We start from the raw sequence: 22,058 nt of genomic DNA on the forward strand, positions 1-22,058 counted from the left end.
AAAGAAGTGTTCCTGCCGGCGTTATAAGACCGCTATCGCCCGGTCGGTGGGGGCGACCGGTGCCGGGAGGATGGTGCTTCCCATCAGGAACCTGTCCACTGCAGCCGCGCACGCACGGCCTTCCGCAATGGCCCACACAATCAGTGACTGGCCACGTCCGGCATCACCGGCAACAAACACTCCCTCAGTGTTTGTCATGTAGTAGCCGTCGCGGGCAACGTTGCCCCGACCGTCGAATTCTGCACTGACCTGCTCCGTGATACCTGCCGGCTCAGCACCGGTAAAGCCAAGGCTCAAGAACACAAGGTCAGCTGGAATGATTCGTTCTGTACCGGCCTTGGGCAGGCGTTTGCCGTCCACGAACTCGGTTTCAGCAACTTTAACGCCGGTGAGTTTGCCGTTTTCTCCAACGAACTCAACGGTTGATGCAAGGTAGGTACGCTCGCCGCCTTCTTCGTGGGCGCTGGCGACCTCGAACAGGGTGGGGAACGTGGGCCACGGCTGGTGGGTGGCACGTTCGGCGGGCGGCTGCTTGCCGATCGCGAGCGTGGTCACCGATGCTGCCTGGTGGCGGTGCGCAGTACCGATGCAGTCAGCACCGGTATCGCCGCCACCGAGGATGACAACGTGCTTACCGCGGGCATCAATGTGGTTCCCGGGGTTCTCCCCCGCCACCTTGCGATTGGACGGGACCAGGTAGTCCATGGCGAAATGGACACCCTCGAGGTCGCGGCCCGGGATGGGCAGGTCACGCGGCACGGTGGCGCCGGTGGCGACTACGACGGCGTCGTAACGGCGTCGCAACTGCTCCCAGGTCACGTCCGTACCAACAGCGACGCCGGTCCGGAAGCGGGTGCCTTCGGCCTTCATCTGCTCCAGGCGGCGGTCAACCTGTTCCTTCTCCATCTTGAAGTCGGGGATGCCGTAGCGGAGCAGGCCACCGATCTTGTCATCGCGCTCGTACACGGCAACTGTGTGGCCCACGCGGGTCAACTGCTGTGCCACGGCCAGGCCTGCGGGGCCGGATCCCACTACAGCTACCGTCTTGCCGGTGAGGCGCGTCGGCGGCAAGGGCTGGACCCAGTCGTTGTCAAAGGCTTGATCGATGATGGAGACCTCAACCTGCTTGATGGTCACAGCAGGCTGGTTGATGCCCAGCACGCAGGACGCTTCACAGGGTGCAGGGCACAGACGGCCGGTGAACTCCGGGAAGTTGTTTGTAGCGTGAAGGCGCTCAATCGCTTCTTCACCCTTGTCCCGCCACACGAGGTCGTTCCACTCGGGAATAAGGTTACCCAGCGGGCAGCCTTGGTGACAGAACGGGACGCCGCAATCCATGCAGCGGCCGGCCTGGCTCTTCAGGACGCCCTTTTCCTGGGCCTCGTAAACTTCTTTCCAGTCCATGATGCGGACGGGAACGGGACGGCGTGGCTGCGTCTCGCGCTGCCGGACTTTCAGAAATCCGCGTGGATCAGCCACCGGTTACCTCCAGGATTCGAGACCATACTTCTTCGCCATCGGGGTCAAGGCCCTCTTCGATCGCGTCGAGACGGGTTTGCAGGACTGCGGCGTAATCGCGCGGCAGCACTTTGGTGATACGGGCGGCGGTGTCGTCGAAGTTTTCGAGCAGACGGCCGGCCAGGACGGATTCGGTTTCTTCAACATGCTTTGTCAGCAGGCCGTGCACAATGTCGCGGTCCTCGGCGTCGAGCTCCAGAAGCTGAAGTTCGCCGGTATCGAGGGCCATCTTGTTCACACGCTCAGGCTGCAGGTCCAGCACGTAGGCGGTTCCACCGGACATGCCGGCACCGAAGTTGCGGCCGGTACGTCCGATGATCAGCGTTTGGCCACCGGTCATGTACTCGCAACCGTGATCGCCAATACCTTCGACGACGGCGGTGGCACCGGAGTTACGTACCAGGAAGCGTTCACCAACCTGGCCACGCAGGAACATCTCGCCGCTGGTGGCGCCATAACCAATGACGTTGCCGGCAATGACGTTCCGCTCGGCCTGGAACACGTTGGTGCGGTCCGGGCGGACAATGATGCGGCCACCGGAGAGGCCCTTGCCCACGTAGTCGTTGGAGTCACCGAACATGCGCAGCGTGATGCCGGCAGGCAGGAACGCGCCCAGGGACTGGCCCGCGGTGCCGTTGAGCGTGACGTCGATCGTGTCTGTTGCCAGGACATCGATCCCGAAGGTTTTGGTCACCACGTGGCCGAGCATCGTACCCACGGAACGGTCCGTGTTGATGACGTCCAGGGTGATCTTGACCGGCATGCGGTCGCTGAGCGCTTCCTGGGCCATGGTGATCAGACGCTGGTCGAAGTGCTTGTCCAGCTCGTGGTTCTGGCCGGTCATGTTCCGCAGCGGCACGTCGTCGTCGAACTCCAGCCCGTGCAGGATGGGGTCCAGGTCCAGCCCTTCGGCCTTCCAGTGGTTGATCGCTTCGCGGGTGTCGAGGACCTCGGCGTGGCCGATTGCCTCTTCCAGGCTGCGGAAACCAAGCTCTGCCAGGATTTCGCGGACTTCTTCTGCGAGGAACTCGAAGAAGTTGACCACGAACTCGGGCTTGCCGTTGAACCGGGAGCGAAGCTCAGGGTTCTGGGTGGCAACACCAACAGGACAGGTGTCCAGGTGGCAGACGCGCATCATGATGCAGCCCGACACCACCAGAGGAGCAGTGGCGAAACCGTATTCCTCGCCACCCAGCAGGGCAGCAATAACAACGTCACGGCCGGTCTTGAGCTGACCATCAACCTGAACCACTACGCGGTCACGCAGACCGTTGAGCATGAGGGTCTGCTGGGTCTCGGCGAGGCCGAGTTCCCACGGCACACCCGCGTGCTTGAGCGAATTCAGCGGCGAGGCGCCGGTACCGCCGTCGTGACCTGAAACAAGCACGACGTCGGCCTTCGCCTTGGTGACGCCGGACGCCACGGTACCGATCCCGACTTCCGAAACCAACTTCACGTGCACACGGGCCGAAGGGTTGGCACGCTTGGCATCGTAAATGAGCTGGGCGAGATCTTCGATCGAGTAGATGTCGTGGTGCGGGGGCGGGGAGATGAGTCCGACGCCGGGGGTTGAGTGGCGCGTGCGGGCTACCCACGGGTAAACCTTCTGCGCCATCAATTGGCCGCCTTCGCCGGGCTTGGCACCCTGCGCCATCTTGATCTGGATGTCATCGGCGTTGGTCAGGTACAAGCTGGTGACACCGAAACGGCCCGAAGCGATCTGCTTGATGGCAGAGCGGCGCTCCGGATCCAGCAGGCGGTCAACGTCCTCGCCACCTTCACCGGTGTTGGACTTGGCGCCCAATCGGTTCATGGCGATTGCGAGGGTCTCGTGGGCTTCCTTGGAAATGGAGCCGTAGCTCATGGCACCCGTGGAGAAACGCTTGACGATGCTGGAGACGGGCTCCACTTCCTCGAGCGGAACAGCAGGACGGACCCCGTCCTTGAACTTGAGGAGCCCGCGGAGGGTCATCAGGTTCTCTGACTGATCGTCAATGCCCTTGGTGTAGGACTTGAAGATGTCGTAGCGGCGTTCACGCGTTGCGTGCTGCAGGCGGAACACCGTCTCCGGGTTGAAGAGGTGCGGCTCGCCGTCGCGGCGCCACTGGTACTCGCCACCGCCCAGCAGAGGCTGGTGAGGGTGCTCGATGCCGCCTTCGGGGTACGCCATCTGGTGACGCGCCGAAACTTCGGCTGCGATGACGTCCAGGCCGACGCCACCCAGCTGGGAGTGCGTACCGGAGAAGAATTCGTCCACAAGTTCCTGGGACAGACCCAGCGCCTCGAACGTCTGGGCGCCGGTGTAGGAAGCAACCGTGGAGATACCCATCTTGGACATGATCTTCAGGACACCCTTGCCGAGGCCCTTGATGAGGTTGTACACACCGTCCTCGGCAGTGACGCCTGTGACGTCGCCGTTGGAGATCAGCTGTTCCACCGACTCCATGGCCAGGTACGGGTTGACGGCAGATGCGCCGTAACCGATGAGTACTGCCACGTGGTGCGTCTCGCGGACGTCGCCGGCCTCAACCACCAGAGCGGTCTTGGTGCGGTTGGCGCTGCGGAGCAGGTGATGGTGGACAGCGCTGACCAACAGCAATGAAGGAATGGGAGCCCACTGCGCGTTGGAGTCACGGTCTGAGAGCACCACGTACTGCACGCCACGGTTGATGGCACCGGAGACCTGCTCGCAGATCTCGGTCAGGCGTGCACGGAGTGCCGCTTCCCCACCTTCGGGGCGGTAGAGGCCACGAACCTTCATGGCGATGCGATCGCCGTCGGGGGTTTCGATGTTCGCGATCTTGGCCAGTTGATCGTTGTTGATCACCGGGAACGGCAGGGAGATCTGGGGCTGGCGGACCTGCTTGCCATCCAGGAGGTTGCCGTTGGGGCCGATGGCGCACTTCAGCGAGGTAACCAGCTCTTCGCGGATGGCATCCAGCGGCGGGTTGGTCACCTGGGCGAAGGACTGCACAAAGTAGTCGAACAGCAGGCGCGGGCGCTTGGACAGCACAGCAACGGGGGTGTCCGAACCCATGGCGCCCAGAGGCTCGGCGCCGGTGCGGGACATCGGTCCAAGCAGGATCTTTAGCTCTTCAGTGGTGTAGCCGAACGTCCGCTGGCGGATGTTTACCGATGCTGCGGTGTGGACCACGTGCTCGCGCTCGGGGAGCTCGTTGATGTCGATCAGGTTGTCCTTGAGCCACTCGGCCCAGGGGTTGGCAGCAGCCACCTCAGCCTTGACCTCGGCGTCGTCAATGATCCGGCCGGCTTCGGTGTCCACCAGGAACATCTTGCCCGGAGCAACGCGGCCCTTCTTCACCACGTTGGAAGGCTCAACCTCGATCACGCCAACCTCGGAGGCAAAGATGATGAGGCCGTCTTCGGTGATCCAGTAACGTCCAGGGCGCAGGCCATTGCGGTCCAGCGTTGCGCCTACGAGGTTGCCGTCGGTGAAGGAAACAGCAGCGGGACCATCCCAGGGCTCCATGAGCAGGGAGTGGTACTCGTAGAACGCGCGGCGGGCGGGATCCATGGTGGCGTGGTTCTCCCACGCCTCCGGGATCATCATCATGATGGAGTGCGTGATGGGCCGGCCGGACAACCAGAGCAGCTCAGCTACTTCGTCAAAGGAAGCCGAGTCAGAAGCACCGGGGGTGCAGATCGGGTACAGCTCTTCAGGGACCGAACCCAGTAGCGGGCTGGCCAGCTGCGACTGACGTGCACGCATCCAGTTGCGGTTGCCCTTGACCGTGTTGATCTCACCGTTGTGGGCGATGGTGCGGAAAGGCTGCGCCAACGGCCAGGACGGGAACGTGTTGGTGGAGAAGCGTGAGTGGACGATAGCGAGCTTCGTCTTGAAGCGCTTGTCCGAGAGGTCCGGGTAGAACGGCTCCAATTGGGCCGTGGTCAGCATGCCCTTGTACACGATGGTGCGTGAGGACAGCGAGGGGAAGTACACACCGAACTTGTTCTGGGCACGCTTGCGGATACGCCAAGCGCGGGAGTCCAGCTCGTTGTGCTCAAGCTGCTCACCGGTGGCGGAAGCAAAGAACGGCTGCGAGAAGTACGGCATGCAGGCCCGTGCCATGGCGCCCACGAGGTCCGCGACCACCGGGACTTCACGCCAGCCCAGAACCGTCAGGCCCTCGTCAGCTGCAAGCGCTTCAATACCGGCCTTTGCCGTCTCTGCTTCACGGGATTCAGCGGGGAGGAAGGCGGTGCCCACCACATACTGGCCCGGAGCAGGCAGTTCGAATTCGGTGACGGCCCGGAAGAACTCGTCCGGAACCTGCATGAGCAGGCCCGCGCCGTCACCGGTGCCTTCATCGGCGCCCACGGCGCCGCGGTGTTCGAGATTGCGGAGCGCGGTCAATGCCGCTTCCACGATGTCGTATCCCGGTTCCCCGCGGAGCGTGGCAATAATAGCCAGACCGCAGGCGTCCTTCTCCTTGTCAGGGTTGTAAAGACCCTGAGCCTCCGGGAGCGCGGCAAAGCGCTTGAACGGAGACATGGCACCCTGAGGTTCGATATTTTCGGACCAACCGGGGTTATGAAGATGGGTCATGGGAGACGTCCTTCCTCGGAATCGTGCGTATGGAAGGGACAACGTTGGCCCCACCTTGCCTGCCCTGTGACGGGCACAACAAAGCGCTAGTAATTGGAATTGTAGGCCAGCCGATCCAGCGCAACGAACAGTTACGCAGACCTCTGGCCCCGGCTTGACCAGTGAACATCGGTATGCTGCGATCCGGTTTCCGGGGTGCCACGACGCTGTGGACTGGGCCCTACGAGCGGTGACTCTGTTGCCCCTTTACCGAACGCGACTACTTGGTGTCGTCTGCCTTCGGCGTGGATCCGGGGGCCTTCCTTACGGCAGTGGCAGCAGATACGGAACCCGTGCCGGACTTGGTGTCCTTGTTCGCGTCCCCTGCTGATTCCTGCGGCTCGTCAACGTGGCCCGGATCGCTTTGGTTATCTGGGAGATTACCACGCGAACCAGTATCTGAGACAGATGCGTCCACATCATGACTGGTGACGCTCGTCACCGCTGCGGGCTTGTCTTTTGCTTCTATTTCCGGCTCCCGGCCCGGCAAATAAGGAGTGTCGGGCACCGGACGGCCCTTCCTGCCGAGGAAGAAGAAGATCGCCAAGGCGGCAATAAAGACGAAGATGCTGGTCCACACATTGAGCCTGGTGGTGATCCCGAAGAGACTGATCTGTTCGGCGTCGTCAATGCGGAGAGCTTCAATCCATACGCGGCCCAGCGTGTAGTACATGGCGTACAGCCAGAAGAGCCTGCCCCAGCGGAAGTTGAATTTCTTGTCCAGCAGCAGGAGGAGGGCAACGCCAACCAGGTTCCACAGCATTTCGTAAAGGAACGTGGGGTGGAAGAGCGTGCCGGCAGCCATGTCCGGCGGGAAATTCGCATTGGCGGGATCGATCTCAAGCCCCCATGGCAACGTGGTTGGCGCACCGAAGAGTTCCTGGTTGAACCAGTTTCCCAAGCGTCCAATGGCCTGGGCCAACAGGAGACCGGGTGCCGCAGCATCAAGAAATGCGGTCAGTTTCACGCCTGCCCTGCGGCAACCGATCCACGCACCGACCGCACCCAGGATTACCGCACCCCAAATACCCAAGCCGCCGCGTTGGATCTGCGGAATCAGCGAGAGGTCACCTGTGCCGTCAAAGCCAGGGCCAAAGTAGGCGTCCGGGGAAGAGAACACGTGATAGAGCCGGCCACCGATGATGCCGAACGGAATCGCCCAGATGGCGATGTCCCACAGGCTCCCTTCAGGTGCACCGCGGCGCTTCCACCGCGCTGAGGTCAGCCACAAGCCAACGATGATGCCCGCCAGGATGCAGAGAGCATAGGCGTGGATGCGCAACGTCCCCCACGGCAGCGGAATGTCGAAACCGGACCACGATGGGCTCGGGATACTCAAGGGGACCATTGCCGCAGCGTGGAGGACGGTCTGCATTCGCTTCGCTGTTTCCTTTTCCTAGGCTTCTGCAGCTGCGCGGCCCAAGCCGGCGCTGAGGTTCTTGGTGAGTTGTCCGACGGCGTCCACGCCGCCGTCGCGGAGGGCCGCCACCAACGCGGTGCCGACGATCACGCCGTCCGCATAGGCAGCGATCTCGCGGACGTGATCCGGGTTGGAGACGCCCAAACCGACACAAACCCGTTCGGCACCGGCAGCATGCGCCCGGGCCACCACGTCTTCAGCACTGCTGCTGACAGAGGTGCGCGTTCCGGTGACGCCCATGATGGACACCGCGTACACAAATCCACGGCTTGCCTTCACCGTCATGTCGAGCCGCTCCGGGGTGGAGGAAGGTGCCACAAGGAACACCCGGTCCAAGCCGTACTTGTCCGAGGCATCGAACCACTCATGAGCCTCGTCAGGAACCAGGTCCGGCGTAATGAGCCCTGCTCCCCCGGCCTCGGCCAGTCGGCGGGCGAACTCATCCACACCCATGCGCATGACGGGGTTCCAATACGTCATCACCAGAACTGCGGCATCAGTTGCCGCAGTGATACCGGCGACCACGTCGAAGACGTTGGCAACGCGGAATCCGTTGGAGATCGCTTCAGTGGTAGCGGCTTGGATGACGGGGCCATCCATGACGGGATCCGAGTACGGGATACCGATTTCGATCAGGTCAGCGCCGTTGCGGGCCAAGGCAATACCAGCCTCAATGCTCTCCTGGACCGTTGGGTAGCCCGCGGGCAGGTAGCCCACCAGGGCGGCACGGCCTTCGGCTCTGGCCCGGTCAATGGCTGCTGCGGATTTGCTGGCGAATTCTTCAGTCATCAGTTCTGGTCCTCGTTGACATCCACGGCTGCTTCGTTGGTGCGCTCGGTTGGCCCCTTCGGCTTCCGCGTGGACAGTGTAGTGCCCTTGACATGCCCTTCCTCGTCCAGCATGTTGAACCAGGCGGCAGCAGTCTCCACGTCCTTGTCGCCACGACCGGACAGGTTGACGATCACCGTCACGTCAGAGGGGTTTTCCTTGCCCTCCGTGAGCCGCTGACCAATCTTGATGGCACCTGCCAGGGCGTGCGAGGACTCGATGGCCGGGATGATGCCTTCAGTCCGGCACAGGAGGCTGAACGCGTCCATGGCCTCGGTGTCCGTCACGGCCTCGTAAGTAACACGGCCAATATCTGCAAGGTAAGAGTGTTCCGGACCGACGCTGGGGTAGTCCAAGCCGGCGGAAATGGAGTGGGACTCAATGGTCTGGCCGTCTTCATCCTGCATGAGGTAGGAACGGGCGCCATGAAGTACACCGGGCCGGCCCAAGGAGATGGCTGCAGCATGGCGGCCGGTCTCAACGCCTTCACCGCCGGCTTCGAAGCCGTAAATCTTCACCGACGCGTCATCAAGGAAAGCGTGGAAGAGGCCGATCGCATTGGAGCCTCCACCGATACATGCAGCAATGGCGTCGGGCAGCTTACCGGTCTGCTCAAGGATCTGGCTGCGTGCCTCTTCACCGATGACTTCGTGGAAGTAGCGGACCATGGCCGGGAAGGGATGCGCCCCGGCTGCAGTGCCCAGCAGGTAATGGGTGTGCTCCACATTGGAGACCCAATCCCGAAGGGCATCGTTGATGGCGTCCTTGAGCGTCTGCGAACCGTTGGTCACGGGAACCACTGTTGCGCCGAGCAACTGCATCCGGGCCACGTTCAAGGCCTGACGCCGGCAGTCCTCGGCACCCATGTAAACCACGCATTCGAGGCCCAGCAGGGCTGCGGCGGTTGCGCTGGCCACGCCATGCTGGCCTGCACCGGTCTCGGCAATGACGCGGGTCTTGCCCATGCGCTTGGCGAGGAGTGCCTGGCCCAGAACGTTGTTGATCTTGTGGGAACCCGTGTGGTTAAGGTCCTCGCGCTTGAGGAAGATGCGGGCACCGCCGGCATGCTCCGAGAAGCGCTTGGCTTCGGTCAGCAGGGAAGGCCTGCCGGAGTAGTTCTTGTTGAGGTCCTTAAGCTGCGCGATGAAATCGGGATCAGCTTTGGCTTTCTCAAAGGTGTCCTGGACTTCGTCAAGGGCGGCGATGAGCGACTCGGGCATCCAGCGTCCGCCATAGCTGCCAAAGTAGGGTCCCGATGCATTCCGCAGCGAAGGGCCACCTTGGAGGAATGCGTCCGCCGCATTCTCTTCTGAGCCGGCTGTTGGCGCGTCGACCATCAGTCTCACCGTCCTGTTCCAGTTAGTTCATTGGGTATTTCCACGTGCCACAAGGCAGCCGCAGGCTAATGCCAGGGCTGCCTTGCAACTATTCGCCGTGATTCAGTTACTGCCTCAGTTCCTGACGGCGATGGCGGCAGCTCCGGCTGCCTTGAATTCAGTAATGCGTTCGCGGGGCGTGGAGTCGCTGACCAGCGCCTCCCCCACCAGGATGGCGTTGGCACCACCCTGGGCATAATGCGAGACGTCCGCGGGACCCCTGACGCCGGATTCGGCCACAATGACGGACTCAGCCGGAATCAAACCGGCCAATGAACCGAAAACGGAGCGATCGACGTCGAGCGTTTTGAGGTTGCGGACATTGATGCCAATGATCCTGGCCTGCGCGGCAACTGCCCGCTCGATTTCTTCTTCAGTGTGGGTTTCCACCAACACGTTCATGCCGAGCTCGTGGCTCAGGGCACTGAAGTCGGCGAGCTCCGTGTCAGACAGCGCCGCGACGATCAGCAGGATCAGGTCCGCGCCGTGGGCACGGGCTTCCCAGATCTGGTACTCGTCAACAGTGAAGTCTTTGCGCAGCAACGGCGTATCGACGGCGGCACGCACGGCGTCGAAGTCCTCCAGCGAACCGCCGAAGCGGCGCTGTTCGGTGAGGACGCTGATCACGGAAGCTCCGCCGTCGGCATACTGCTCCGCAAGCGACGCGGGATCGGCGATGGACGCGAGATCCCCCTTGGAGGGACTGCGACGCTTGATTTCGGCGATGACTTTGAGGTCGTTGCGGATCGATGCCGGGCCGCCCAAGGCAGCCCATGCATCACGGGCCGGAGCAGCGTTGGCGGCCCGCTCCTTCAGTTCCGCGAGGGACACCAGGCCGCGACGGGCCTCCATGTCCTCCTTGACGCCAACAATGATGTCATCAAGAACGGTCACGATTAGTGACCGTTGTTCTGCAGCTTGCTGCCGCCAACTCCATAGCCTGCCTTGCGCATGACGAAGCCAACGATCAGGCCGATGACCATGACCACCAGTCCGCCCACGAAGATCGGGGTGCTGGCGATGACAAACGCAATGGAGGAAATGAGGGCGCCGACCAGCATCACAAGTACGCAGGTCCAGGCAGCCGGGCTGTTTCCGTGACCAATGGCGTCAGCGTGGCTGGCCATGGTGGATTCCGCTTGGTTGTTGGACACAGTGGTTTTGCTCATGTGAATCTCCTCAGGATGAATACTGCTTACATTCTGCCATTTATTGACGACCGCCGGGACATCGGCGGAGGCCAGGACAGGTGGCGTCGGCTTTGTTGCGCCGGACCACCCGAAAGTCCGATGTGTCACTGCCTACGTGGGGTCTTCACCGCGGGAGAGGCTGTCCCAGCTGTCGATCTCGTCCACTGGTTCGTTGCTGCTCGTCTTGCCGCGCGCTGCGGCGTCATATTTGGTTCGCGAGGTCCAGTGGCGCCCGGCCAGCGGCAGAACAACAGCAAAGACCGCCAGAAGGGAACCGGCAATGATGGCAAGCACAGGAAACGCCGTGACAGAAGCATCAGCCTGTCCGCCTGAGACTCCGGTGGCGGCAGCGATGGAGCCTTGCGCGGCTCCGAGCGGATCAAGGATCACGGTGACTGCTGCGAGGATGATCCCCGCGGCGGACAAGGCGATCAGGGCTGCTGTGATCCAGCGGGCAATCGTTCCGGCGATGGACGCAGCCAGGCCGCCCGCCAGGGCAACCACGGCCAGCGCAGTGACTGCAGTGGCCGCTTTGTTTCCTTGGACATGGAGATCGCTGTTGGAAGCACCGGCCGGGTCCAGCCGGACCTCGATCCAGGTCTGAGTGGTAGCCCCGAAAACAGCCAGTGCAAGGATGGTAATGGCGAGAACCAGGGTGGACTTTCGCGCCCACCGCGGCGGACGCGTCACCGAAGACGCTGACGATGCCGTACTCATGAGGCCGAAGTCCCGTGGCCGGAAAGGTCCTCGTTCAGGACGGAGTTGGCGGAAATGTTCTGCAGTGATCCAGCCGTGTGCACGGCCCGAAGAGGTGCGGCAGCCTTATTTACAGTCTCCAGTGCTTCCGAAGGCTTGTGGGAATCGGCCACAATTCCACCGCCTGCCTGTACGTAGGCGCGCCCTTCACGGAGCAGGGCGGAGCGGATGGCGATTGCCATGTCCATGTCTCCGGCGAAGTCCAGGTACCCCACCACGCCTCCGTAGATGCCGCGTCGGTGCGGCTCGAGTTCGTCGAGCAGCCTCAGCGCGCGCGGCTTGGGAGCACCGGAGAGAGTGCCGGCCGGGAAGGTCGCTTTGAGGACGTCGTAGGCCTTGGCGTGGGGAGCGAGCTCGCCAACCACGGTGGACACCAGGTGCATGATATGGCTGAATCGCTCAACTTCCATGAACTGGGTGACATCCACCGTTCCGGCCACACAGACCTTCGAGAGATCGTTGCGTGAGAGATCAACCAGCATCAAGTGCTCGGCGCGTTCTTTCTGGTCAGCCAGCAGTTCGGTTGCAAGCGCCTTATCGGCCTCCACGGTCTTGCCACGGGGGCGGGAACCGGCGATCGGATGGGTAATGACTTCCTGTCCGGTCACCGTGACAAGCGCCTCCGGCGATGAACCCACAATCGAGTACTCGCGTCCGTCGGCGTCCTCCAGGCTGAAGAGGTACATGTAGGGGCTGGGGTTGGTGTTACGCAGGACGCGGTAAACATCCAACGGATCCGCAGCACACTCCATTTCAAATCGCCGGGAGATGACAACCTGGAAGACCTCGCCGTCAACAATGGCTTCCTTGCCGCGGTCGATTGCTTCCAAGTACTTGGCTTCGTCCCAGCGCTCCTGGACGCTCGAGGCGAAGTCCAAGGCGGCGGTTTCCAGCACGGAGACCGGCTGGGCAACAGGGGTGCTGATCTGTTCCAGCAGCCCCTTCACCCGCGCTACAGCGTCATGCCAGGCATCGTCCACCCGCTCGGTGCTGTCGTCAAAGTTGATGGCATTGGCAATCAAAAGGACTGTGCCGTCCACATTGTCGTGCACCGCCATATCGGTGACCAGGTTCAGTGCCATCTCGGGCAGCTGGAGGTCATCCTCGGGCGGAGACGTCAGGCGCTCCCAGTGGCGCACGGCTTCCCAACCGAGGAAGCCGACCAATCCTGAGGTGAACGGAGGCAAACCTTCAAAGCGATCCGTCTGCAGCGCAGCAATGGTCTCGCGGACGGCTTCCACAGGGTTGCCGGAAACCGGGACGCCCACGGGGGGCTGGCCAATCCAGTGCGCCTCGCCGTCCTTGGTGGTCAGCGTTGCGCGGGACTTCGAACCGATGAAGGAATAACGGGACCAGGCTCCGCCAACAGCTGCTGATTCCAGGAGGAAAGTTCCGGGTTGCCCTTTGGCCAGCTTCCGGTACAGGCCAATTGGAGTCTCGGCGTCCGCCAAAACCTTGAGTCTTACAGGGATGACTCGGCTGTGGACGGCGAGTTCGCGGAACTCTTCCAGGCCCGGGCTGATGATTCCAAGGTCCTGCATGGCTATGTTCTCCGCCTTATTGTCTGAGGTGGTGCGTCAGTGGAAAGTGGTGGGTGACTTATTCGCGGTGGCCCGTGACGACTTTGAAGTCGCGACCATCGAAGCAGGTCCGGGTTCCGGTGTGACAGGCTGCGCCGATCTGGTCCACACGGATCAAGAGGGCGTCGCCGTCGCAGTCCAGGGCGACAGACTTCACGAACTGTACGTGTCCGGAGGTGTCGCCCTTGCGCCAGTACTCCTGGCGGGAGCGGGAGTAGAACGTGACCCTGCCGGAGGTCATGGTGCGGTGGAGCGCCTCGTCATCCATCCAGCCGAGCATGAGGACCTCGTGGGTGTCGTGCTGTTGCACGATTGCTGCAACGAGGCCTGAAGAATCCCGTTTCAGGGCGCTGGCGATCTCCTGCGGCAAGGGGCTCGCGGGGTCGCTTGGGAGCTCCGCGGCAGGAGTTGGGCTGGGGGCGGACTGCTCTGACATCAGATCAAGTCTAGTGCCTTTGGCGGGAGCCGGTTTCTGCGGCGGTTCCACTGCGCAAGAGTGCCCCGATCGTGCTAGTTTCACAAGTGATGCATTTCGTCGAACCTTCCCGAGAAGTACTGGCCGAAACCCTCTTGGCGGCCGGGCCTGACTCCCCCACGCTCTGCGAAGGGTGGTTGACCCGGGATCTTGCCGCGCACCTGTACCTGCGGGAACGGAAGATTGCAGTCGGCTTGGGGCTCCTGATTCCCAGCTTGGGCAAGGCTTCCGAGAAAGCCACGTCCAAGCTTGCAGAGAAGCTGAAGAGCTCCGACGCCTACGCGGACCTTGTCAAGACCTTCCGTGGTGGCCCACCGGCGCTGTCCCCGTTGAAGATCAAAGCCTTGGACGAGACATCAAACCTCATTGAGTACTTTGTGCACACCGAGGACATTCGCCGCGCCGGTGACCGTTGGGCTCCCCGTGCCCTGGATGAAGCGTATTCAGATGCCCTCTGGGACGAGCTCATCAAACGCGCAGCGTTCCTTTACCGCGGCGTTGACCTCGGCATTGTGCTTGTTCGGCCCACCGGCCCCCGGCACGTAGCCAAGCGCGCACCCGTCTCTGTTGCCATTGTTGGCGAGCCCGGCGAGCTGCTCATGCACGCGCATGGGCGCACCAGCCAAGCCCTGGTCACCTTCGAAGGCCAGCCGGACGCCCTCGCGCTCCTGCAGTCCGCGGACATCGGCCTTTAACTTCCAACGCGGGGTCACTTCCGGCTCTTTATCCCCTCGGGGATGGCCGGAAGTGACCCCGCGTTGTTTTTAAGGCCTAGCGGACTTCGAAACCTGCTTCGCGAATGGCGTTCTTAACCTGGGCGATCATGTCGTCCGGCCCGAAGTGGAATACCGACGCCGCCAGCACGGCGTCCGCGCCTGCCTCCACGGCGGGCGGGAAATGCGCGGGCACACCGGCACCGCCGGAAGCGATGATGGGGATGTTCACTGCGGCGCGAACCAGGCGAATCAATTCAAGATCGAAGCCGTCCTTGGTGCCGTCAGCATCGATCGAGTTGAGCAGGATTTCTCCCACACCCCGGTCGGCTGCCTCTTTGGCCCAGGCTACGGCGTCGATTCCAGTGCCGGTGCGGCCACCGTGGGTGGTCACTTCAAAACCGGACGACGTCGGCTGGTCACCTTCGCGGGTACGGCGTGCATCCACGGAGAGCACCAGCACCTGCGAGCCGAAGTGACGGGTGATCTCATCGATCACGTCGGGTCTGGCCACGGCGGCGGTGTTGATGGACGCTTTGTCCGCACCGAAGCGCAGGAGTTTATCCACCTCGGCAACACCACGGACACCTCCGCCAACGGTAAGGGGAATGAACACTTCCTCGGCGGTGCGGCGAACGACGTCGAACGTGGTTTCCCGGTTCCCGGACGAGGCCGTGACGTCCAGGAACGTCAGTTCGTCGGCCCCGCCTTTGTCGTACCGGTGCGCCAGTTCCACCGGATCACCGGCGTCGCGGAGGCCTTCGAAGTTGACGCCCTTGACCACCCGGCCTGCATCGACATCCAGGCATGGGATGACGCGTACGGCTACAGCCATGTGCTGCTCCTAAATTCTGCTGAACTCTGCTGGTTGATGCGCGCTGTTGGATGCGCGCTGGATCAGATACGGCAGGCGTGGATGCTGCTGACCAGGATGGCGCGTGCGCCGAGGTCGTACAGTTCGTCCATGATCCGGTTGGTTTCCTTCTTGGGAACCATGGATCGCACCGCAACCCACTCGGAATCCCGCAGGGGCGAGACCGTGGGAGATTCAAGGCCCGGAGTCAGCGCTGCGGCGTCTTCAACCAGGTCTTTGCGGATGTCGTAGTCCATGAGGACGTACTGGCGTGCCACGAGGACACCCTGGAGTCGCCGGATGAGGATCTCGATTTCCTTGGCTGTTCCATTTGCTGCACCGCCCGAGCCGGAGCGGCGGATCAGCACAGCCTCGGACTTCAGGATGGGATCGCCGAAGATCTCCATGCCGGCAGCTTTGAGGGTGTTGCCTGTTTCCACGACGTCGGCAATCGCGTCCGCTACGCCGAGGCGCACCGACGACTCCACGGCTCCATCCAGGCGGACCACGGTGGCGTTCACGCCGCGCTCGGAGAGGTAGTCGCGCAGGAGTCCGTCGTAGCTGGTGGCGAGGCGTTTGCCTTCGAGCTGCTCGACGGCGCTGAAGTCACCTACGGGGCCCGCGAAACGGAACGTGGACGGCGCGAAGCCCAGGGGAAGCAGTTCTTCGGCTTCCACCTTGGCGTCCAGCAGGAGGTCGCGGCCGGTGATTCCTACGTCCAGGGTTCCCTGGCCCACATATACAGCGATGTCGCGGGGGCGGAGGAAGAAGAACTCAATGTCATTGTCGGGATCAACCATCACCAGTTCGCGGGAGTCGCGTCGCTGGCGGTAACCGGCCTCGGACAACATTGCCGAGGCGGCTTCGGACAGGGATCCCTTGTTGGGGACTGCTACACGGAGCATTGGGAGACTTTCTTTTTGGAATGGAGGTTTTCAGGCACCTTGGCCACGCAGGGGGCTCCGCCGGATATGGGCGGAGTGGCGTGGCTAGAGATGCTTGTAAACGTCTTCCAAGGTGAGGCCCTTGGCGAGCATGAGGACCTGCAGGTGGTACAGCAACTGGGAGATTTCCTCAGCGGCGGCTTCGTCCGACTCGTATTCCGCGGCCATCCAGACTTCGGCGGCCTCTTCGACCACCTTTTTACCGATTCCGTGGATTCCGGAGTCCAGTTCGGCAACCGTACGCGAACCTGCCGGGCGGGTCGCTGCTTTCTCACTCAGTTCTGCGAACAGCGTCTCGAAATTCTTCACGCCCTCCAGACTACTTGCTCCGGGCCGAGGACCGCTTGTTGGTGCGTTGCATGACGAAGGGGATGTGAGTGAAGACACACCCACATCCCCTTCGTCATTAACTTCAGCTGAACTGTTTGAGGGTCACAGCCGTGGCAAGGGCAGCAGTCACTGCTTCGTGGCCCTTGTCCTCCTGGGAACCCGGAAGACCGGCGCGGTCGATCCCCTGCTGCTCGGTGTCACACGTGAGGACGCCGAACCCAACCGGCACCCCGGTGCGGACGCTGACGTCGGTGAGGCCCGACGTCGCGGCCTGGCAGACGTAGTCGAAGTGTGGCGTGCCGCCGCGGATCACCACGCCGAGGGCTACGACGGCGTCAAAGTGCGGCGCAAGCCTGGCCGCGGCAACCGGAAGCTCAAAGCTGCCCGGAACGCGCAGCAGCGTGGGCTCGGCGATGCCGGCTTCCTTGGCTGCGCGGAGGGCCCCGTCAACCAGGCCGTCCATGATCTGCGTGTGCCAGCTTGCGGCAACGATGGCCAGCTTCAGCTGTGAGGTTTCCTCGGGGTTGAGGGTGGTGAGGTCAATTGTGGGTGCGCCGTGGCCGCTCATATTTACTGGAATTCCGTTCAGTCTTGTTTGCTGTCAAAGGGGCGGGGTGCCGGTGTTTTGCCGTTGCTGACAGGCTCCACTTCGAGCGCCAGCAGGTGGTCCATCCGGTCTTTCTTGGTCTGCAGGTAGCGGAGGTTCTGTTCGCGGGAAGGAACCTCAGTGGGCACCATCTCCACAACGGTGACTCCGGCCTGGGCCAGGCGGTTTTGCTTGTCCGGGTTGTTGCTCAGCAACCTGACCTCGTGCAATCCCATCTCCGCCAGGATCTGGCCTGCCGCAGTGTAGGAACGTGCATCCACAGGGAGTCCGAGCTGCTCGTTGGCCTCCACGGTGTCAAAGCCGGCTTCCTGCAGCGCATAAGCCTTGATCTTGTTGGCCAGCCCGATTCCCCGGCCCTCTTGGCCGCGCAGGTAGAGCAGGGTCCCGCCCTCCGCGTGGATGAGCTCCAGGGCAAAGGCCAGTTGCTCTCCGCAGTCGCAGCGGTAGGAACCGAACACGTCACCGGTGAGGCACTCGGAATGCAACCGTACCAATGGTGCACGGCCGCCCTTGGGCGGGGTGGGCGAACTCACGGCAAGGTGCTCGTGGCCGGTCTCAAGGTCTGTCCAGGCCTGTGCCACAAAATCACCGAACGCCGTGGGCAATTGCACGATCGGCCCACCACTGACGGGGTGCGGCCCGGGGCCGGTGTGGTCACTGCTGCGTGTGGTCGATGCGGTCATCGCTTCTCCTCGTCCTCCTGTGAAACATGTGCCGTCCGGGACTCTACCGCCTCAACATACGACACCAGGTCCTCAATGGAGATGAGGGGGCATCCATGTTCAGCGGCGAAATCGCGCAGACTGTCCAGCCGCATCATTTCACCGTCGTCATGTACCAACTCTGCGATCACACCCACCGGAGCGAGCCCGGCAAGACGACACAGGTCCACGGCAGCTTCCGTGTGACCTGGACGTTCACGCACTCCCCCGTTAACTGCCCGCAGCGGGAAAATATGCCCGGGACGCGTAATTGAGGCAGGAGTGCTGCTCGAATCTGCAAGAATCCGGGCCGTCAATGCGCGGTCAGTGGCCGAGATTCCTGTGCTGACGCCGATCGCGGCGTCGCAGGAAACAGTGTAAGCAGTGCCCTTGGCGTCCTCGTTGATTTCCACCATGGGTGGGAGGACCAGGGCGTCCGCACGCTCGCCATCCAAGGGAACACAAATGACGCCGGATGAATACCTGATGGTCCATCCCATGAGTGCCGGCGTGGCGTGTTCGGCAGCGAAGATGATGTCGCCTTCGTTCTCGCGGTCTTCGTTGTCCACCACGATCACGGCTTGGCCGGCTGCCATTGCGGCAATAGCCGATTCAACAGGATCGAGGCCGGTGCGTCGCGCGCCGGCCGGGGTTGTCTTGGCGGGAGCGCTCATTTTGCGCCTCCTTGCTGAGGCGCGAAGGACAGAAGGCGCTCGGTGTACTTGGCCAACACATCAACTTCGATGTTGACCTTGGCTCCCACAGCCTTGGCACCCAAACCTGTTTCTTCCAACGTGGTGGGGATCAGCCCCACCTCAAACCACGGTGCCGTCTCCGCGGCGGGACTCACAGCCGTCACGGTCAGTGAGACACCGTCGACGGCGATCGAACCCTTCTCGGCAATGTACCGCGCCAGCGTGGCCGGCACTCCAAACCGCAGCCGGTCCCAGTTTCCCAGCGGCTCGCGTTCCAGCAGCTCACCCACACCATCCACGTGGCCCTGGACAACATGCCCGTCCAGCCGGCCACCGGCCGGAACGCAGCGTTCGAGGTTGACCGCATCTCCTGCCACCAGCTCGCCGATCGTGGTCCGGATCAGTGTCTCCCCCATGACATCAACGCTGAAGTCCTGGCCATCAATTTCCGTGGCTGTAAGGCACACCCCGTTGACGGCGATTGAGCCGCCCAGCGGCAATCCTTCCGCCGTGGTGGGCGCTTTGAGTCGCAGTGTTGCGCTGGCGTGGCCATCATGCTCAATGCCCAGCACAGTGCCTTGCTCAGCAACGATTCCCGTAAACATCAGTGTCCTCCTGTGAGATATTCCGCAGTATCGCTGTGAGAAGCCATGTTCTTCTGCGAAACCGAATTCTTGATAATGCCGGAGGCCCCCCGTGGTGAGCGGAGGTGCAGCCGAAGGTCGTTGCCCAGAACGCGCACAGCGCCGCCGCCGGCTTCATCCCAGGACCACTGCTGGGCGTCTGCCAGCGTGGTGATACCGAGGTCATTCAGCGCCGGAGTGCCGGATCCGAGCAATGTGGGCGCAATGTAGACGATCAGTTCGTCCACCAGGTCTGCTGCAAGGAACGTGCTCAAAATGGATGAGCCTCCCTCCACCATGAGGTGACGGACTCCCTGTTCAAACAGCATCCCCAAGGCTTCGGCCGGATCACGTGTGGGCAGGTGAACAAAACGCCCGTCAGTTCCGCGGACTGCAGCGTCCTCAGGAACTTCCCGCAGGCCCATCACGGCCCGAAGAGGCTGGTGAGCAGAAAGTTCGCCGTCGGCAGTCCTGGCCGTCAGGCGCGGGTTATCGATCAACACAGTGCCGGTACCTACCAGGATCGCGTCGATCAACCCACGTAATCCGTGGTTGTCTGCCAGGGACTCCGGACAGGAGATCCACTGGCTGGTGCCGTCCACGGCAGCAATCCGGCTGTCCAGGGTCTGGGCAATATGCAAGGTGACGAAAGGACGCTTGGCGGCAACGGCGTCGAACCAGTCACGGTTCATCTCAAGCGCCTTACCGCCGTCCAGCCCGGACCTCACCTCAACACCGGCGGCAGTGAGCGTGCGCGCGCCGCCTGCGGCAGGATCATGGGGGTCGTCGACGGCGTAAATCACCTTCGCTATTCCGGCATCAATGATCGCTTGGGCGCAAGGCCCGGTTCGGCCCACATGGTTGCAGGGCTCCAAAGTGACAACCATGGTGGTTCCGGCGGTGTCGACGCCCTTCTTCCGGGCTTCGAAAATGGCGTCCGCTTCAGCGTGGGGCGTTCCGGCACCCCGGTGATAACCGATTGCCAGCTGCTCGCCCTGCGGGCTGAGGATTGCCGCACCAACCAAGGGATTGGCTCCCCTGGGACCGGCAAGGGCAGCCTTCAGCGCGGCCTCCATGGCCGCAGCTTCTGCTGCACTGTAAGGGGTGTTTTCGAAGTTCATCGGACGGCCCCCGCGGATAAGGCAACTTCTACCGGCCCGGCATTACGGGCGGCACGTTCGCGCTTTTCGGCCCGCCACCATACGAAGAACCCGGTGAGAGTGAAGAAGCCGTAGAACAAATACATCACCGCGCTGGCGTAGTAACCCGCGCTGAACAGCAGCGGCACGCCCACAATGTCAACGGCCACCCAGATCAGCCAAAATTCGGTGAATCCACGTGCCATTCCATAGGTCGCCAACAGTGATCCCATGAAAGTCCAGGCATCGGCCCACACGGGTGGATAGGAGCCAAGCGAGTCGAACACCGGCGTAAGTGCCGCAGTGCCCGCCACCATGGCCGCTATCAGCGCGATCCGGACCTTGTTGCTGGCCCAACCGGGGACGATTGCACGCCCTTGCGCACTTGATTCCTGGCCATGCTTCCACCGGTACCAGCCATAGATGGCCACTGCAATGAACATGATCTGGCGTGCGGCCTGTCCCCACAGGGTGGCCGGGGCTGCCGCTCCAAAGACATTGCCCAGGAAGACCGTGAGCAGAAGGATGTTGCCGATTATGCCGATTGGCCACGCCCAGACTTTACGGCGCATTCCGCCGAGGGCGCTGAGGAGCCCAAAGATGTTACCAAGCACTTCGCGTAAGACTAGAGCAGATCCTCCAACGGGGATCTGTGCTTCGAAGAGCCATCGCAGAAAGTCCATGCCGTTCCTTCCCAATAAGCCGCGATGACTCCGGGGGTGTACGACAGCGCAACGCCGGGCGTCGCTAAAGCAGCGCCCGAGGCATGACTGTACGTGCTTCTCCCATCCAGACTTTAACTGTCGGTACCGGAATTTCACCAGTTCAACCGTCTGCCATTGAACATCCAATTGCTTGGACATCCCATGGCTCGCGGGTCGCGGACTATAACCGCCGGTTCGGACTTACACCGACCCCGGAGCACGTATGTGTGTTGTTATTCTGCCACAACTACCAAGATGTCCGGACTATTCCCGGGCCATTTTCGTAACATGTGGTGACGGTCGTCAGGCGTTCGTCCGGGCAGCGGCCTGACCTGCTGAACGGAGCCGCTCGATCGCCGCTGCGGGGTCCTGATGCCCGTAAACTGCCGAGCCCGCAACGAAGACGTTTGCACCGGCTTCAGCCGCCCGCACAATGGTTTCCTCAGTGATGCCACCGTCCACCTGGATGGCGACGCCGATCCCCGAACCTTCAATCGCTGCCCGCGCACGCCGGATCTTGGGCAAGGTGATATCCAGGAATGATTGCCCCCCGAACCCGGGCTCCACGGTCATGATCAAGAGCATGTCCAGCTCGCTGAGCATGTCCAGGTACGGCTCCACGGGTGTGGCCGGACGCAAAGCCATGCCGGCCTTGGACCCCCTTGCGCGCAATTCCCGGGCCAGCTTGACCGGAGCCATGGCAGCTTCGGCATGGAACGTCACCGAAGCGACGCCGGCGTCCGCGTAGGCAGGTGCCCAGCGGTCGGCGTCGGAGATCATCAAGTGCGCGTCCAGCGGAACCGGGCTGACTGCTTGAATCCGTTGCACCACAGGCAAGCCCAGCGTCAGGTTGGGAACGAAATGGTTGTCCATGACGTCCACGTGGACGGCATCAGCGTTGCTGATCCGTTGCAGTTCCGCCTCAAGGTTGACGAAATCCGCGGACAAGATGCTGGGGTTGATACAGCACTGAGTCAAAGCAGCCCCTTCGGGTTGGTGA

21 protein-coding genes and 1 riboswitch are annotated in these 22,058 nt (G+C 62.4%); of the genes, 1 reads left to right on the forward strand and 20 read right to left on the reverse strand.

Annotation, left to right across the window (positions count from 1 at the left end; translation table 11 throughout):
* Positions 1-21: 21 nt before the first annotated feature.
* From BACI9J_RS12740 to hisI, 10 genes are all read right to left on the reverse strand, one after another.
* Positions 22-1,479 carry a glutamate synthase subunit beta gene (locus BACI9J_RS12740; RefSeq protein WP_159734714.1) on the reverse strand — a complete coding sequence of 486 codons (1,458 nt, stop codon included), beginning with the start codon at positions 1,477-1,479 and terminating at the stop codon, positions 22-24.
* The gene (gltB, locus tag BACI9J_RS12745) at positions 1,472-6,085 is read right to left on the reverse strand and encodes a glutamate synthase large subunit (RefSeq protein ID WP_159734715.1); all 4,614 of its coding nucleotides are present in this window, start codon (positions 6,083-6,085) and stop codon (positions 1,472-1,474) included. Before gltB ends, BACI9J_RS12740 begins: the two co-directional genes overlap by 8 nt.
* A gap of 259 nt (positions 6,086-6,344) precedes the next feature.
* Positions 6,345-7,499 carry a prolipoprotein diacylglyceryl transferase gene (gene lgt, locus BACI9J_RS12750; RefSeq protein WP_159734716.1) on the reverse strand — a complete coding sequence of 385 codons (1,155 nt, stop codon included), beginning with the start codon at positions 7,497-7,499 and terminating at the stop codon, positions 6,345-6,347.
* Between the two features lie 21 nt (positions 7,500-7,520).
* Positions 7,521-8,333 carry a tryptophan synthase subunit alpha gene (gene trpA / locus BACI9J_RS12755; RefSeq protein WP_159734717.1) on the reverse strand — a complete coding sequence of 271 codons (813 nt, stop codon included), beginning with the start codon at positions 8,331-8,333 and terminating at the stop codon, positions 7,521-7,523.
* Positions 8,333-9,709, reverse strand: a complete 1,377-nt coding sequence (gene trpB / locus BACI9J_RS12760; RefSeq protein WP_142939419.1) for a tryptophan synthase subunit beta — start codon at positions 9,707-9,709, stop codon at positions 8,333-8,335. The genes trpA and trpB overlap by 1 nt, the downstream gene beginning before the upstream one ends.
* A 114-nt stretch (positions 9,710-9,823) precedes the next feature.
* Positions 9,824-10,642: an indole-3-glycerol phosphate synthase TrpC gene (trpC, locus tag BACI9J_RS12765; protein WP_201296579.1), complete on the reverse strand. Its 819-nt coding sequence runs from the start codon at positions 10,640-10,642 to the stop codon at positions 9,824-9,826.
* Between the two features lie 2 nt (positions 10,643-10,644).
* Complete coding sequence (locus BACI9J_RS12770; protein ID WP_011774532.1) at positions 10,645-10,917, reverse strand: HGxxPAAW family protein; 273 nt, start codon at positions 10,915-10,917, stop codon at positions 10,645-10,647.
* Between the two features lie 132 nt (positions 10,918-11,049).
* Positions 11,050-11,655, reverse strand: a complete 606-nt coding sequence (locus BACI9J_RS12775; RefSeq protein ID WP_159734718.1) for a Trp biosynthesis-associated membrane protein — start codon at positions 11,653-11,655, stop codon at positions 11,050-11,052.
* A complete protein-coding gene (locus tag BACI9J_RS12780) occupies positions 11,652-13,235 on the reverse strand; it encodes an anthranilate synthase component I (protein WP_159734719.1) in 1,584 nt (527 codons plus the stop codon). Before BACI9J_RS12780 ends, BACI9J_RS12775 begins: the two co-directional genes overlap by 4 nt.
* Positions 13,236-13,293: 58 nt before the next feature.
* Positions 13,294-13,710 carry a phosphoribosyl-AMP cyclohydrolase gene (hisI, locus tag BACI9J_RS12785; RefSeq protein WP_159734720.1) on the reverse strand — a complete coding sequence of 139 codons (417 nt, stop codon included), beginning with the start codon at positions 13,708-13,710 and terminating at the stop codon, positions 13,294-13,296.
* An 89-nt stretch (positions 13,711-13,799) separates the two neighbouring features.
* Here hisI and BACI9J_RS12790 point away from each other — a divergent pair, with 89 nt between their 5' ends.
* Positions 13,800-14,444, forward strand: a complete 645-nt coding sequence (locus BACI9J_RS12790; protein ID WP_159734721.1) for a TIGR03085 family metal-binding protein — start codon at positions 13,800-13,802, stop codon at positions 14,442-14,444.
* Between the two features lie 76 nt (positions 14,445-14,520).
* Here BACI9J_RS12790 and hisF read toward each other — a convergent pair whose 3' ends face one another.
* The 10 genes from hisF to rpe form a co-directional block, all read right to left on the reverse strand.
* The gene (gene hisF, locus BACI9J_RS12795; protein ID WP_159734722.1) at positions 14,521-15,297 is read right to left on the reverse strand and encodes an imidazole glycerol phosphate synthase subunit HisF; all 777 of its coding nucleotides are present in this window, start codon (positions 15,295-15,297) and stop codon (positions 14,521-14,523) included.
* A gap of 62 nt (positions 15,298-15,359) precedes the next feature.
* Positions 15,360-16,220: an ATP phosphoribosyltransferase gene (gene hisG / locus BACI9J_RS12800; protein ID WP_159734723.1), complete on the reverse strand. Its 861-nt coding sequence runs from the start codon at positions 16,218-16,220 to the stop codon at positions 15,360-15,362.
* 84 nt (positions 16,221-16,304) lie between these two features.
* Positions 16,305-16,568: a phosphoribosyl-ATP diphosphatase gene (locus BACI9J_RS12805; protein WP_024820576.1), complete on the reverse strand. Its 264-nt coding sequence runs from the start codon at positions 16,566-16,568 to the stop codon at positions 16,305-16,307.
* A 103-nt stretch (positions 16,569-16,671) separates the two neighbouring features.
* On the reverse strand, positions 16,672-17,157 hold the full coding sequence (ribH, locus tag BACI9J_RS12810) for a 6,7-dimethyl-8-ribityllumazine synthase (RefSeq protein ID WP_159734724.1): 486 nt from the start codon (positions 17,155-17,157) through the stop codon (positions 16,672-16,674).
* 17 nt (positions 17,158-17,174) lie between these two features.
* The gene (gene ribA, locus BACI9J_RS12815; protein WP_159734725.1) at positions 17,175-17,879 is read right to left on the reverse strand and encodes a GTP cyclohydrolase II; all 705 of its coding nucleotides are present in this window, start codon (positions 17,877-17,879) and stop codon (positions 17,175-17,177) included.
* The gene (gene ribB / locus BACI9J_RS12820) at positions 17,876-18,571 is read right to left on the reverse strand and encodes a 3,4-dihydroxy-2-butanone-4-phosphate synthase (RefSeq protein ID WP_159734726.1); all 696 of its coding nucleotides are present in this window, start codon (positions 18,569-18,571) and stop codon (positions 17,876-17,878) included. Before ribB ends, ribA begins: the two co-directional genes overlap by 4 nt.
* The gene (locus BACI9J_RS12825) at positions 18,568-19,197 is read right to left on the reverse strand and encodes a riboflavin synthase (RefSeq protein WP_159734727.1); all 630 of its coding nucleotides are present in this window, start codon (positions 19,195-19,197) and stop codon (positions 18,568-18,570) included. The genes ribB and BACI9J_RS12825 overlap by 4 nt, the downstream gene beginning before the upstream one ends.
* Positions 19,197-20,336 carry a bifunctional diaminohydroxyphosphoribosylaminopyrimidine deaminase/5-amino-6-(5-phosphoribosylamino)uracil reductase RibD gene (ribD, locus tag BACI9J_RS12830; protein ID WP_159734728.1) on the reverse strand — a complete coding sequence of 380 codons (1,140 nt, stop codon included), beginning with the start codon at positions 20,334-20,336 and terminating at the stop codon, positions 19,197-19,199. Before ribD ends, BACI9J_RS12825 begins: the two co-directional genes overlap by 1 nt.
* The gene (pnuC, locus tag BACI9J_RS12835; protein ID WP_159734729.1) at positions 20,333-21,037 is read right to left on the reverse strand and encodes a nicotinamide riboside transporter PnuC; all 705 of its coding nucleotides are present in this window, start codon (positions 21,035-21,037) and stop codon (positions 20,333-20,335) included. Before pnuC ends, ribD begins: the two co-directional genes overlap by 4 nt.
* Before the next feature lie 89 nt (positions 21,038-21,126).
* A riboswitch (FMN riboswitch) is annotated at positions 21,127-21,283 on the reverse strand.
* Between the two features lie 78 nt (positions 21,284-21,361).
* Positions 21,362-22,036 carry a ribulose-phosphate 3-epimerase gene (rpe, locus tag BACI9J_RS12840; protein WP_159734730.1) on the reverse strand — a complete coding sequence of 225 codons (675 nt, stop codon included), beginning with the start codon at positions 22,034-22,036 and terminating at the stop codon, positions 21,362-21,364.
* Between the last annotated feature and the right edge of the window lie 22 nt (positions 22,037-22,058).

This window comes from Arthrobacter sp. 9V (assembly GCF_902506065.1).
Classification (GTDB): domain Bacteria; phylum Actinomycetota; class Actinomycetes; order Actinomycetales; family Micrococcaceae; genus Arthrobacter.

What these genes read in the sequence shown, in the direction of transcription:
- gltB (WP_159734715.1), bottom strand. Translation starts at nt 6,085, where the DNA reads ATGACCCATCTTCATAACCCCGGTTGGTCCGAAAATATCGAACCTCAG.
- lgt (WP_159734716.1), bottom strand. Translation starts at nt 7,499, where the DNA reads ATGCAGACCGTCCTCCACGCTGCGGCAATGGTCCCCTTGAGTATCCCG.
- trpA (WP_159734717.1), bottom strand. Translation starts at nt 8,333, where the DNA reads ATGACTGAAGAATTCGCCAGCAAATCCGCAGCAGCCATTGACCGGGCC.
- trpB (WP_142939419.1), bottom strand. Translation starts at nt 9,709, where the DNA reads ATGGTCGACGCGCCAACAGCCGGCTCAGAAGAGAATGCGGCGGACGCA.
- BACI9J_RS12770 (WP_011774532.1), bottom strand. Translation starts at nt 10,917, where the DNA reads ATGAGCAAAACCACTGTGTCCAACAACCAAGCGGAATCCACCATGGCC.
- BACI9J_RS12775 (WP_159734718.1), bottom strand. Translation starts at nt 11,655, where the DNA reads ATGAGTACGGCATCGTCAGCGTCTTCGGTGACGCGTCCGCCGCGGTGG.
- BACI9J_RS12780 (WP_159734719.1), bottom strand. Translation starts at nt 13,235, where the DNA reads ATGCAGGACCTTGGAATCATCAGCCCGGGCCTGGAAGAGTTCCGCGAA.
- hisI (WP_159734720.1), bottom strand. Translation starts at nt 13,710, where the DNA reads ATGTCAGAGCAGTCCGCCCCCAGCCCAACTCCTGCCGCGGAGCTCCCA.
- BACI9J_RS12790 (WP_159734721.1), top strand. Translation starts at nt 13,800, where the DNA reads ATGCATTTCGTCGAACCTTCCCGAGAAGTACTGGCCGAAACCCTCTTG.
- hisF (WP_159734722.1), bottom strand. Translation starts at nt 15,297, where the DNA reads ATGGCTGTAGCCGTACGCGTCATCCCATGCCTGGATGTCGATGCAGGC.
- hisG (WP_159734723.1), bottom strand. Translation starts at nt 16,220, where the DNA reads ATGCTCCGTGTAGCAGTCCCCAACAAGGGATCCCTGTCCGAAGCCGCC.
- ribH (WP_159734724.1), bottom strand. Translation starts at nt 17,157, where the DNA reads ATGAGCGGCCACGGCGCACCCACAATTGACCTCACCACCCTCAACCCC.
- ribA (WP_159734725.1), bottom strand. Translation starts at nt 17,879, where the DNA reads ATGACCGCATCGACCACACGCAGCAGTGACCACACCGGCCCCGGGCCG.
- ribB (WP_159734726.1), bottom strand. Translation starts at nt 18,571, where the DNA reads ATGAGCGCTCCCGCCAAGACAACCCCGGCCGGCGCGCGACGCACCGGC.
- BACI9J_RS12825 (WP_159734727.1), bottom strand. Translation starts at nt 19,197, where the DNA reads ATGTTTACGGGAATCGTTGCTGAGCAAGGCACTGTGCTGGGCATTGAG.
- ribD (WP_159734728.1), bottom strand. Translation starts at nt 20,336, where the DNA reads ATGAACTTCGAAAACACCCCTTACAGTGCAGCAGAAGCTGCGGCCATG.
- pnuC (WP_159734729.1), bottom strand. Translation starts at nt 21,037, where the DNA reads ATGGACTTTCTGCGATGGCTCTTCGAAGCACAGATCCCCGTTGGAGGA.